Origin of the sequence: Sutcliffiella sp. NPDC057660 (assembly GCF_042800035.1) — a bacterium.
Lineage (GTDB): Bacteria > Bacillota > Bacilli > Bacillales > Bacillaceae_I > Sutcliffiella_A.
Genome location: NZ_JBHVHV010000006.1, coordinates 98,950 through 111,555, shown reverse-complemented (window position 1 = coordinate 111,555; position 12,606 = coordinate 98,950). Strand labels below are relative to the sequence as shown.

Here is a 12,606-nt window from a genome sequence, read left to right as displayed (position 1 = left end):
TTTATTGTTTTTTGGTTTCATCCTGAATTTTCTTTACTTGATGAATTTTCTTTACTTGATGTAGAATCTGGGGTAGATGGCCTTAGATCCAACATCCTTAATCCTTAAGTACGGGGGAGAAAAAAATGAAAAAGATTGTCCTGCCATTATTGGTATATTTAATTGTTTGCATCATTGTTGTCTTCATTCCTGCATCGGAAGGCTACAATTCATCATGGACCTGGAAATTGTTGATTGGACAAATTTTAGCCATACCGATTTCCTTGATTGTATTAATGGTTACTATTTATGTGAGCAAGAAACCTTCTCATGGTAGAAATAGTATAGATATCTACAAAAGCTGATGTGTGAATAGACTCATCAGCTTTTTGCAGATTAAAGGCATATTAGACCAGTAGAATAATAACATTATTCGACAACCTCTGTACTCTTCTAGGCATATCCTCCACGCTGTGTTCATTAGTATGTGATTTCAATCAACTGCTCGATGCTATTTTGGAACTCCTTTTTTATACTAAAAATTAAAATTCCAATAAAAAATAAATGTCAGTGCTTTTGCCCAATTCTTCAAAACCAGTAAGCATATGTTAAAAGTAAAATTACCTCTATGAATCCATTATAATTAAGCCTGTTTCCGGGGCCAAAGGAGAAGGGATTATTTTTGTACAGAAGCAGAAAGAAACGATTGTTTTAAAAACGGATGATATGGAAAAGGTATTTACTGAAAAGGAATTGGAGGAATGGGTTACGGAACTGCTTTTAAATGATGATACTTATCTAGTCCAACCATATATCCGTTCGCTTACCAAAGCAGGTAAATCATATGATTTCCGCCTCCACGTACAAAAGAACGGTGAAGGAAGATGGGTGACAACTGCAGTATATCCCCGTATTGCGGAGCAAGGTGTTATTGCAAATCTTAGTCAAGGAGGATATACAAGTTTTTTAGATAGTTTTTTAGAAATGCAATTTGGTGAAGAGTCTTATAACATGAAACGATATTTGGAAATATTTTCACTTCAATTTTCTAACCAATTTGATAGTCTATATGAAAATAAATTAGATGAATTGGGAAATGATGTAGGGATAGATGAGAACCAGAAAATTTGGTTATTTGAAGTTAACTGGCGCCCGGGTGTCCTAATTATTTTCAATTTAGAAATTGATATAGCCAAGACGACAATAAAATATGCAGTCTATTTGGCACAAAGGAGTAAGAAGGTAAAGTAATAGGAAAGCGAAAATAAAACAAACGCAGAAGTTTTTATACTTCTGCGTTTTCTTGTCTGTCTAAATACTTCCAGGAACTATGTTTTCTTCTTATGGGTTTATGGACTTGCACCAGAACATATTCTGCGATCTCATCACCCGTTATTTTTGTACTCCCTTTTAAGTCACAACACCAAAGCTTACCGAGTATCATAAAAGGAGGGAGCTCTGTAAGTAGAGCTATCTACGAATAATGCGAGGTGAACTGATGCTCATTTCAGAGTTAGATGAGAATACGTTAACAGATCATCAAATTGCAAGCCTATTATTCAAAGGCTTGGATGATGATCAGCAAAAAGGCGATTGCATTCTTGTTGTCGGCAGCAGCAAAGCAGTCCAATACCGTCTTCCAAAAGCGGTAGAGCTGTATCATAGCGGGAGAGCAGGGAAGATTCTATGTTCCGGTGGTGTGAAATGGGACGGGCTGGAGCATGCCGAGGCTATTGCGCTAAAAAATGAAGCGGTCAAAATGGGAGTCCCGGAGAAAGATGTATTAGTAGAGGACCTCTCCCTCCATACGAAAGAGAATGTGCTGGCATCCCTGCTGATATTGGACAGGGCATTTTCCCTTCATCAAATAGACAGGCTGCTGATTGTTACGACTGCCTTTCATATGAAAAGGCTACACCTGACGCTGAAAACCTATGTGCCATCATGGATCAACTTTACCCTCTGTCCGGTCAATGACCGCACAACACGTGCGGATAACTGGTTTCAGAGTGAGCCGGGAAGAAAGCGGGCGGAGGCAGAGTCGCGGAAAATCATCATGTATGTCAAACAAGGCGCGTTGGTGGACGAAGAAATCTATCTGTGAGTCACTTTCGCGCGTAGAAAGTGACTTTTCTCGTTTTGTAGCCCGGAACAAACACCTGCAATCCACATATATATTAAACTTAATGAAAGAAATACCAATATCATCACTTACCCAATCCAATAAACCCCTTTATTCGACAGCTTCGGGACGTCACTGTGACAAAAAGAGGAGTCACCTCCATATTGAAAAGGTGACTCCTCTTTTGTGTGCTTGCTCATTCAGGGGGCTACTGCATTGGGGTTCCGTCCGAACAGGGTATAGTCTGTGGAGATCGGGATGACATCGATGATACTGTTGAAGTTCAATAGATTGTCCAATTGGGTGCCTCTTACGGTTACGATCTGAGTTTTCGAATAGATATCCCCATTGAAGTTTGCAGAGATGATCACACCATTCAGGAATGGGTCCTGCGCGCTTCCATAGGTGATTGTTCTCGTTTGTCCCGGAGGAAGGGTAAACGCGACTTCACCTGCATAGTTTGCCGGATTTGAACCTTGACGTACAAGGAGGACAATTTGCAAAGAAGCTGCACTGCGGTTATTCAAAGTTTTTTCAGCCATATATTTCACCTCCCCTCTTTGCAAGTTAATATATATTATTCCCGTAATTCAATACTGATAGGGCAGGTATAATAGTCTTGCAAAAAATAAGTAGAGTGCTGAGAGGGAATTTAATAGAATGCGGGAGGCGGTGGGGACGGTTGTATTACCAGAGACGTAAAGAGAATTTCTAAAGAAAATAAAAGGATTAGAAATTAATGGATTAGTAATATACGGAGTTGATGAAATTCTATTAGAAAGGGAAGTAGAGGGAGAAGTTCACGGGCTAATAAAGACAAATGAGCTTTGGTATGAAAATGAGCTGCAAAAGAAATATATATTTTATGCAGATTCTGACACTGCAATGTTAAGAAAAACAGTTTAAAAGGAAATATAGATATTCAAATGATGACGAACTACTACCTGATGATATCTTTGATTTATGGTTCAAAGAAGTAAAAAAACAAGACCTTGATTGCATTAATGCTTTCAAGGTTTTCTTAATTAGGAAAGAGATCCGTAAGATAGAGATAGAGACAATTAGGATAAGATATTTGTCATCAAGCAATAAAATAAAGAGCAAGTTAAAACAGATAATTGAATTAGGGGAAAATTGGATATTTATGTTATTATGGTACTTGAGTGAGTCCTGAAATTATTCCCAACAACTACTTATTTAAATGAAATATAGACGGGAGATTAGCTTTTATGGAAACAAAGATACTAGAATTGCTCAACAAAATATATCCAATAGATTTTAGTGAAATTGAATCAGTTACAAATGAAATGTATCGATGTACTGCAGTGCAGGGTAACTTCTTTGCTAGAATAACAAACTATAAAACCTATGATGAACAGTTAGAAGAAGTTACTTATACTAACTTTTTATATAATGTAGGATTTGGAGTTTCGCCAACCATATCTTCCTTAAACGGTAAACTGGTAGAAAGGATAATGCTTGATAGGGAATACTTAACTGTATTATATAAAGCAGCTCCTGGTATACATTTACCAAGGACTCAATGGAACGCCAGTATATTAAAAGAATTAGGTCGACAAATTGGTAGATTGCATCGTCATTCAAAGAATTTCGAAAATATAGAGACGATTAGATACATCAACGATTGGTATAATAATGAGGAGTATGATTTCCTTAAATATATCCCTAAAGAAGAAAGCACTATCAGAGAAATTGCGCATGAGGTTTTATCTACAATAAAAAACCTGCCTCAAAGTGATTCAACATATGGTTTGCTGCACGGTGATTTATGGTTAGAAAACATTTTGGTAGATGGTGATTCCAAACTGACCATGGTTGATTTTCAAGATTGTGAGAAACATTATTATATATTTGATTTGGCTGTGCCTATCTATAGTGCGATGGAGTATTCGTTTGTAGGCAATGGTAACATTGTTGACTATGGGCGTTCCATTACTAAAGCAATTATCGAAGGGTATCAAGAGGAAAATGACATATCTCAAGAGATGTTAGATAAACTTCCTCTATTCATAAAATTAAAAGAAATATTTGAATACAGCTTGATGCATATGTACTGGAATAAAGAGAAGTTAACAGAAGAGCAAATACGAATAATGAACAATTTTAGAATAAGGATTGAAAAAAATCACTCCATTCTAAGTATTTAACAAACTTTTGTTATTAGACTGAACAAACGAGTTCGAGCTAGCTTCACCAGCCCATGTTCTTCCGATCGGGCGCAAAAGTGGAACAAGGAGTTGTCACATTGGCAGCTCCTATTGTTTTAAAGAAGCCGTTTAATAAGGAAAGTGTAATTTCATGTTACTATCACATTATTTTTTGTTCCAGAATCTATATACAGTGCAATAAGATTCTGCCCTGAAATATAGGAAGTAGTAGGAACGGTTCCGGTTGCTTCCTGGGATATAAATATCGAAATATAGACTTTCCTATGATGAAGAAGCATATGGAACCGTCCCCGTTGCTTCCCTGATGCTTCAGAAGACGGAAATAGTTTCAGAAAAAATCAATTGCTTGAAAAACAGGATAATAACTTTAGATGAGTTAGTTGCAGTTTATAAAGATGGTGCATTTTGGAAAATTTTTCAGGTTCTTTATATGTTAGTTGAAAAGATGATGAGTTTAGGACCTTTCTCGCCTCTTTTGAAGAAAGGTCTTAAATCTGCTTCTGATAACACAAACAAAATCAGCATCATTAACCCGTTTTTATCCTCCCACATTTATGAATCGATAAAAGATGAGACTTCCTTTATCTTATGATGTCTGAGTTTCTGATAAAGTGTCGAGCGACTGATGCCCAGAAACTCTGCAGCTTTTGTTTTATTTCCATTGGCTCTTATCAAGGCTTCGATAATAAACGTCCGGTCCAGTTCCAGAATTTTTTCATGTCGATTCCTTGAGGTGCCCGTGTTGAATGGAAGAGAAGTGGTTCCCGGACTGCCAGTAATCATTTTTTCTGGTAGGTGATCCAGTTCAATGATGCTGCCTTCACAAAAGTGAAAAGCACGCTCCATCACATTTTCGAGCTGGCGCACATTCCCCTTCCATTCATAGCTTTGAAACAAATGTAACACAGCGGGGGAAATTCCACTGATCGTTTTCCGCGTTTTTCGGTTTATTTTCTCTATTAGATAGCTGCAAAGTAAATCGATATCATCTCTTCGTTTGCGGAGAGGAGGAATATGTAGATGGATGACATGGATTCGGTAGTAAAGATCTTCTCTGAATTTCTCTTCTTCGACAAGCTTCCAGAGGTCTTTATTTGTAGCAGCCACAATTCTCACATCTACATGGGTGGTTTTTGTATCACCGACACGTTCAAATTCCTTTTCCTGTAATACTCTCAGTAGCTTCGCTTGTAAGGAGAGTGGCATATCACCGATTTCATCTAAAAATAAAGTGCCTTGATCGGCTAGTTCAAACTTGCCGGGCTTTCCGCCTTTTTTTGCACCTGTGAAAGCTCCATCAGCATAACCGAAAAACTCGGACTCCAGCAGGTCTTCCGGAATTGCTGCACAGTTCACTTTAATAAAATTCCCATGGCGGCCGGAAGCACTGTGTATGCCTTCCGCCACAAGCTCTTTCCCCGTCCCGCTTTCTCCGGTGATTATTACAGTAGAAAAGGATTGGCCAGCAATAAATGCGTCATTAATCAGCTTTTTCATGCCTGCATTGGCAGTAACGATATGCGCAAAGGGATTGTCACTGCTTGTCATTCTTATAAGTTCGCCACGGTAATAAATGAGTTCACTTTGTAGTTGCTCCATTCTTCCCAATAAATCTTTCCAAACATCCAATTGGCGAAACATGATTTTAAAGATCGCACCAATAACTTCCCGATCTTTCACAATAGGAGCTTGTGTAAGAATACACGATTGATTATGAATCGTTATCAATTCTCCTTTTATATCATGTTTATCTTTCAAACTCTTAAAAGCAGGAATTTCAGGTGATACATCCGTAATCAATTTCCCAATCACCTGATGACTGGAGTTTAGTTTATATAGCTCCAGGAACCCTTCATTTGCCATCGTAATATTGCCGTATTTATCAGTTAATATGACCCCATCGTAAGCAAACTCCAATGCGCTATTTAATATCATTTTGAGCTGTTTGGTTGTTTCCAGTTCATTGGCGACCGACTCGAAGGCAGTGATATCTCTGAAAGCTACCATGGTACCTGTGAGGGTATCAAATTGTTTAATAGGGATAAAAGAGGCAATTACTTTATTGTTGGGCAGGGTGATTTTCTTTGCTTCGATGATCTCTCCGGTAGTGAGGGAATGGACCAGGTCATTTTTAAAAGAAGGCAATAAGTTATGAATGAATGTACCTAATGATGAGCTGTTTAATTGAAGAAGTCTTTTTGCTGCTTGATTAAATGCGGTAATTTTGAGTTTTTCATCCACGCTTATAACTGCATCCTGCAAATTTTCAACAAGGGAACTCATCCGGGTTGCCAAATTTTGCACTTCTGACATAATTCCCCGAATTAAATCTGATTTGGACATGATGCCATGCACCACCCCATGCTGAAGAACAACTGCATGACTTACTTGACCTTTTATCATGATGTCTCTTGCATCGTAAAGGGACATTTCTTTCTCAATGGTAATAACATCTTTTTTCATAGCGACGTTAATTGGCTGTTCGAGGGAGGGGTTCTTTAATAGAAGACGATACATAGAATACTTAGTTACAATACCTTTCAACTTATTCTTATGCGTAACACAGGCGATGTCGACCCGCTTATCAAGAAACTGTTCCAATGCATCTCGTACTGTACTCTCCTGGGATAGCTCTGCGATTGCTGTAGTAGTAAAATTTTCAACCTTCATTCATTTCACCACACTTCGTTAAATTAATGCGGAATATTCAGAATACACACAATACAATTGTACGACATTTTGCACAGTTGTTCAAATTCTCGTACATGACTTGTTCACTGAATCTATATAACTCTTAAAAGTATCCCTTGATTTTCTTGGCACGCTTCTTGCAATTGAATAGGTAAGAAGAATTGGAGGGGTGAACATGAGGAAGGATACAGAAAGATACTATAAAGAAAAATTGAGAATTTTGGAAGGTGGCCCGAGCAAGTATCACCATCATAATGAAAGTTCAGGCAAATTCTTTGTCCGAAAAAGAATCGAAATGCTCTTTGATCCGGGAACCATTATTGAGGACGGGCTATTTGCCAATGCAGAGGAGCCAAGTTTGCCGGCGGATGGCTGTGTGACAGGGATCGGCGAGATAAATGGAAAGACGGTATGTTTTCTTGCGGCGGATTCCACTGTGAAAGCAGGATCCTGGGGGGCAAAATCAGTAGAGAAAAATATTAGAATTCAGGAAAAAGCGATAGATTTAAAGATTCCAATTCTTTATTTAATAGATTCGGCAGGAGCCAGAATAACCGATCAGCTGGATGTTTTTCCAGGAAGGAGGCATGGCGGGAAAATCTTTTATAACATGGTTCAAATGTCTGGAGTGGTCCCTCAAATTTGTGTGCTCTTTGGCCCTTCCCCGGCAGGCTCAGCCTATATTCCGGCTTTTAGCGATCTTGTCATTATGATTGAAGGAAATTCAAGTGCCTATTTAGGGTCACCAAGAATGGTTGAGATGGCGATTGGGGAAAAAACAACGATGGATAAAATGGGTGGTGCGCGCATGCATTGCTCCATAAGCGGCCTTGGCGATATATTGGTCCAATCGGAGGAAGAAGCCATTGCAGCGATTAAAAAGTATTTGGAGTATATGCCGCAAAATTTTGAAGAAGTGCCAGAAATAAAAGAAGCAAAACCACCGAAAGAAGGCAGAGGCTTAGAAGAGATAATCCCGGAAAACAACAACACTCCATTCAATATGTATGAACTGATCGATCAGCTGATTGACGAAGGAAGCTGGTTTGAATATAAAGAGTTATTTGCTCCTGAAATCATTACTGGGTTTGCGCGGATGGGGGGGAAGGTTATCGGTCTTGTCGCCAATCAGTCGAAAGTGAAGGGCGGAACCCTCTTTGTTGATTCTCCTGACAAAGCGGCAAGATTCATCTGGATTTGCAATGCCTATCAGATCCCGCTCGTTTTCTTATCAGATGTTCCCGGCTATATGATCGGTACGAAAGTGGAGCAGGCGGGAATCATTCGTCACGGCGCCAAAATGATCACGGCTATGTCGGAAGCAACGGTTCCAAAGATTTCTGTCGTCGTCCGAAAATGCTTCGGTGCAGGACTATATGCTATGAGTGGTCCAGCATTCGGTGCAGATGCCGTCCTTTCCCTTCCAAGCGGCCAAATTGCCGTCATGGGGCCGGAAGCGGCAGTAAATGCCGTCTATTACAACAAAATTCAAGAGATTCCAGAAGAAGAAAAAGCCGTATTTATCGGAGAAAAGCGGAGGGAGTACGCCGAGAATATCGATATTCACCGATTGGCATCCAAGCTTATTATTGATGATATTGTCGGTTTTGATGAACTGCGGGGAGAGTTGATCAGAAGGTTCAACGTGTACCGGACAAAGAAAACAAGCGGCCTGCAAAAACGTAATGCAATTCATCCAGTATAAATTAGGGAGGTTATGGAAGTGAATTATGAAACGATTTTGTATGATATCAAACGTGATGGCATTGCCAGGATAACATTCAATCAGCCGGAAATGAGGAACCCGCTCTCCAAACAGGTGACAGAGGAATTGATCCATGCAATCAAGAAGGCGGACAACGACATTCAGGTAAAGGTCATCGTGTTGACGGGTGCAGGAAAGGCATTTTCCGCAGGTGGAAACCTTAATGAGTTCAAGGAAAACTTCACCAAAAGTGTACCCGAGCTTCATATGGAAGGAAAAGAAAGCACGGAGCTTTTTAAACTTGGGGCAACAGTAAAAACCCCAATTATCGCTTCGGTCAACGGTCCGGCATTGGGCGGGGGCTGTGGGATTGTTGCCATGAGCCATATTGCGATTGCCTCTGAAGAAGCGCAGCTCGGCTTGACGGAACTGCGCCTTGGAATTGTCCCGTATGTCATCCTGCCGTGGGTAAGAAGAGCTGTTGGAAATCGAAAGGTAATGGAATTGATGCTCACCGCCGAAATATTCAGCGCCCGCCAGGCAAAGGAATATGGATTGGTTCACCGGGTCGTCCCCCACAATGAGCTGGAGGAAGAGACGCATAAAGTGGCCCAAAATATCGCTTCCTACAGTCCTTTAGCAGTCAGCCTTGCCCTGGAGTCCTTTTATTCCACTGAGCAGATGGACTTGATGAAATCGTTCGACTACTTATCCACTTTGAGAATCATCTCTTTTCAAAGTGAGGACCTAAAAGAAGGTGCGCAAGCATTTCTGGAAAAAAGAAGCCCTGTATGGCTAGGGAAATGAAAAGGAGAACGATAACATGTTAGTGAAATCACCTATGAGCGGAAGTGTATGGAAGGTATTGGTGAAAGAAGGCGATGAAGTAACCGCTGGAGATGTCGTGGTCATATTGGAATCGATGAAAATGGAAATTCCGGTCGAAGCGGCAGAAAGCGGAGTCGTTACGGGGGTGAAAGTGGCGGAAGGGGACTTCGTCCAGGATGATGATCTGTTGATTATATTGAATTAGAAGGGTGTGGGTAAATAATGAAAACGGTTCGTATCGGTGCAGCTCAAGGCTTTTATGGGGATACAATCGAGCCTGCGGTAGCGACAGCCAAATTTGGCAATGTCGACTATTTGAGCTTTGATTGCTTGTCGGAATTAACGATGGCCATTTTGGTCAAAGACTTGAAGAAGAATGAAAACCTTGGCTATACAAGGGATATCGGACTTTCCATGAAGGCGCTTCTCCCCTATGTAAAAGAAAAAGGAATCAAGTTGTTAACCAATGCAGGAGGGATGAATCCACATGCAGCGAAAGAAGAGGTGGTCAGAGTAGCGAAGGAAATGGGCTTTGATCAGCTGAAGATAGCCGTTGTTACAGGTGACAACATTCTGGACCGTTTAGAGAATCTAAAGGAAAAGGGAGTCAGCCTGAACGATCTGGAGACCGGCCGCTGTTTGGCTGAAGTAGAAGAGAAGCTAATGTTTGCCAATGCGTATCTTGGTGCCAAGCCATTGGTTGAAGCATTAAGAGCTGGTGCAGACATTGTCATTTCCGGCAGAACAACGGATACGGCACAGTTTTTGGCACCGCTGATCCATGAATTCAATTGGTCCGAGGAGGATTGGGATGAACTGGCTTCAGGTGTGTTTATGGGACATCTGCTGGAATGCTCGGCACAATCTACCGGAGGTAATTTCAGTGGGAACTGGTGGGAAGTCGAGAATATGGATCAGATTGGCTATCCGATTGCGGAAGTTTATCCGAACGGTGAGTTTCTTCTCTCCAAAGTGGATGAGCGTGGCGGGCTGGTTACAGCAGAGACCATTAAAGAGCAGATGCTATATGAGATACATAATCCCACAAAATATCTCACACCGGATGTGGTGATGGATGTATCCAAAGTAAGGCTCGAGGAAGTGGCAACTAATACTGTGAAAGTGACTGGTGTTACAGGGACTCCTAGGCCAGAAACGCTAAAGGTTGTCATGGGATATGAGAATGGATATATGGGACAGGCCATTGTAGGATTTTCGTGGCCGGACGCTCTGAAGAAAGCGGAAAAAGCAGATGAAATAATACGCAAGCAGCTGGAGAGGCAACGGGTTTCCTATTCGGAAATCAGAACAGAGTATATCGGACACAACGCGCTTCATGGTCCTACCGTGCCCATGGCGTCTGACGAACTAAATGAAGTGTTCCTGCGGATGGCAGTGAGAGGGGAATCCAAACAGGAGGTTGCAAAATTTGGTCGACTGTTTCCGCCCATCGCATTAAATGGGCCCCCTTCCCTTGGAGCCTATATCGGAAACATTCCACCAAGAGAGCTGATAGGGATGTGGTCATGTCTCGTTCCGCGGGAATTGGTCGAACAGGATGTAAAAGTCGAGGTATTTGAGGTGGGAGCTTATGTATAAAGCGTGTTTAAAGGATATAGCCCATGCAAGGTCCGGGGATAAGGGGAACAGTGTAAACATTGGCTTGTTTGCCAAAAGTGAGGAAGCATACGAAGCCATATTGACCCAGGTCACCCCTGAAAAAGTAAAGGGTCATTTTGGGGAGCTGGTGAAGGGAGAGGTCATCCGCTATGAGCTGCCAAACATTCAAGCTGTCAATTTTGTCTGCTATCAAGCGTTGAATGGAGGGGGTTCCTCGTCCATCCGCTTGGATAATCTCGGAAAATGCTTTGGTGCCAATCTGCTGAGAATGGAAGTAGAGATACAATAGAACGTGTTGCGAAAAGACGATTTTGAATCAGGGGAGGTTGCAAATGAACTACCAGCCATATTTGACAGAAGAGCATGAACAATTCAGGCAAAAGGTCCGGAACTTTATTCAAACAGAAGTGGCTCCCAATATCTCAGATTGGGAGGAGGCAGGGGAATTTCCGCTAGACGTGTTAAAGAGAATGGGAGATTTGGGACTTCTGGGGCTGAGATATCCTAAAGAAATCGGTGGGGAGAGTGCCGATTATTTTAAAGTCATGGTGTTTGCAGAAGAATTGAATAAGTGTGGTGCAGGCGGGTTTCCGATGGCCGTAGCAGTGCAGACGGATATGGCGACTCCGCCAATCTACAAATTCGGTACAGCGTATCACCATGAAACCTTTCTAACACCTGCCATTCGGGGGGAAAAGCTTGCATCATTAGGGATTTCAGAACCAAACCATGGGTCCGATGTATCCTCCATCCAGACGAGGGCAGTACGTGATGGTGATGAATGGGTGATCAACGGCTCAAAAATGTATATAACGAATGGTCCAAGAGCGGACTTTGTCACCTTAGTAACAAGAACTTCCGATGAACCGGGATATAAAGGAATCAGTCTTTTTCTCGTGGAAACGGATCGGGAAGGGTTCTCCATCAGCCGGAAACTCGACAAGCTCGGAATGCGCTCATCCGATACAGCTGAACTGATGCTCGAAGATGTCCGGGTTCCCCATAAGAATCTATTGGGGACGGAAGGAAGAGGTTTCTACCAGATCATGTGGCAGCTTCAGAGCGAACGGATGATTGCCGCCGCTTCTGCAATAGGGTTAATGGACTATTGCTTCTCTATTGCCCAATTATATATAGAGGAAAACCAACTGGAAGAGGACGAACAGGTCATGAACGTATTAACTGATATTGTCTGTGAAATAGAGGTTTGCCGTGAAATGACCTATTCCGTTGCCTACCGCTATGCAAACGGAGAGGTTCCCAGTAAGGAAATCTCGATGGTCAAACTGACAACTGCCCAAGCAGCCCATAAAGTAGCGGATATTGTATTGGATCTGATTGGGGAGGAAGCCTGTGATATCGATCATCCGATTCAACGCATCTGGCGTGATTCAAGGTTGAACCGTATAGGTGCAGGGACGGATGAAGTCATGAAAGAAATTATTTCAAAAGAAATCGGCTTGTAGAAGGAG

General features: G+C 41.6%; 13 protein-coding genes. 11 read left to right on the top strand and 2 right to left on the bottom strand.

Going from position 1 to position 12,606, the window contains the following annotated elements; all coding sequences use genetic code 11:
* The first annotated feature begins 125 nt into the window (after positions 1 to 125).
* The 3 genes from ACFVAD_RS08025 (at position 126) to ACFVAD_RS08015 (ending at position 2,083) form a co-directional block, all read left to right on the top strand.
* Complete coding sequence (locus ACFVAD_RS08025) at positions 126 to 344, top strand: DUF4017 family protein (protein ID WP_386637890.1); 219 nt, start codon at positions 126 to 128, stop codon at positions 342 to 344.
* A 271-nt stretch (positions 345 to 615) separates the two neighbouring features.
* A complete protein-coding gene (locus ACFVAD_RS08020) occupies positions 616 to 1,230 on the top strand; it encodes a YheC/YheD family protein (protein WP_386638322.1) in 615 nt (204 codons plus the stop codon).
* 247 nt (positions 1,231 to 1,477) lie between these two features.
* Positions 1,478 to 2,083: a YdcF family protein gene (locus ACFVAD_RS08015; protein ID WP_386637888.1), complete on the top strand. Its 606-nt coding sequence runs from the start codon at positions 1,478 to 1,480 to the stop codon at positions 2,081 to 2,083.
* A 218-nt stretch (positions 2,084 to 2,301) separates the two neighbouring features.
* Here the strand turns inward: ACFVAD_RS08015 and ACFVAD_RS08010 are convergent, their stop codons facing one another.
* Positions 2,302 to 2,643, bottom strand: coding sequence for a hypothetical protein (locus ACFVAD_RS08010; protein ID WP_386637886.1), 342 nt, complete (start codon positions 2,641 to 2,643; stop codon positions 2,302 to 2,304).
* 178 nt (positions 2,644 to 2,821) lie between these two features.
* On the opposite strand from ACFVAD_RS08010, the gene ACFVAD_RS08005 reads away from it, so the two are divergent.
* Both ACFVAD_RS08005 and ACFVAD_RS08000 read left to right on the top strand, forming a co-directional pair.
* Positions 2,822 to 3,007, top strand: a complete 186-nt coding sequence (locus tag ACFVAD_RS08005; RefSeq protein ID WP_386638320.1) for a YrhA family protein — start codon at positions 2,822 to 2,824, stop codon at positions 3,005 to 3,007.
* 323 nt (positions 3,008 to 3,330) lie between these two features.
* A complete protein-coding gene (locus ACFVAD_RS08000) occupies positions 3,331 to 4,269 on the top strand; it encodes a phosphotransferase enzyme family protein (protein ID WP_386637884.1) in 939 nt (312 codons plus the stop codon).
* Positions 4,270 to 4,842: 573 nt separating this feature from the next.
* On the opposite strand, the gene ACFVAD_RS07995 is transcribed toward ACFVAD_RS08000, so the two are convergent.
* A complete protein-coding gene (locus tag ACFVAD_RS07995; protein ID WP_386637882.1) occupies positions 4,843 to 6,960 on the bottom strand; it encodes a sigma 54-interacting transcriptional regulator in 2,118 nt (705 codons plus the stop codon).
* Between the two features lie 196 nt (positions 6,961 to 7,156).
* On the opposite strand from ACFVAD_RS07995, the gene ACFVAD_RS07990 reads away from it, so the two are divergent.
* From ACFVAD_RS07990 to ACFVAD_RS07965, 6 genes are read left to right on the top strand one after another with little or no spacing between them, the layout of a single operon-like run.
* Entirely contained in the window at positions 7,157 to 8,686 is a 1,530-nt protein-coding gene (locus tag ACFVAD_RS07990) for an acyl-CoA carboxylase subunit beta (protein ID WP_386637880.1), read from the top strand.
* 18 nt (positions 8,687 to 8,704) lie between these two features.
* Complete coding sequence (locus ACFVAD_RS07985) at positions 8,705 to 9,493, top strand: enoyl-CoA hydratase/isomerase family protein (protein WP_386637878.1); 789 nt, start codon at positions 8,705 to 8,707, stop codon at positions 9,491 to 9,493.
* A 16-nt stretch (positions 9,494 to 9,509) separates the two neighbouring features.
* On the top strand, positions 9,510 to 9,719 hold the full coding sequence (locus ACFVAD_RS07980) for a biotin/lipoyl-binding carrier protein (protein ID WP_386637876.1): 210 nt from the start codon (positions 9,510 to 9,512) through the stop codon (positions 9,717 to 9,719).
* A 17-nt stretch (positions 9,720 to 9,736) separates the two neighbouring features.
* A complete protein-coding gene (locus ACFVAD_RS07975; protein ID WP_386637874.1) occupies positions 9,737 to 11,113 on the top strand; it encodes an acyclic terpene utilization AtuA family protein in 1,377 nt (458 codons plus the stop codon).
* Positions 11,106 to 11,423 (top strand): AtuA-related protein, encoded by a 318-nt coding sequence (locus tag ACFVAD_RS07970; protein WP_386637871.1) that lies wholly within the window; start codon positions 11,106 to 11,108, stop codon positions 11,421 to 11,423. The genes ACFVAD_RS07975 and ACFVAD_RS07970 overlap by 8 nt, the downstream gene beginning before the upstream one ends.
* A 43-nt stretch (positions 11,424 to 11,466) precedes the next feature.
* A complete protein-coding gene (locus tag ACFVAD_RS07965; RefSeq protein WP_386637869.1) occupies positions 11,467 to 12,600 on the top strand; it encodes an acyl-CoA dehydrogenase family protein in 1,134 nt (377 codons plus the stop codon).
* Positions 12,601 to 12,606 lie beyond the last annotated feature (6 nt).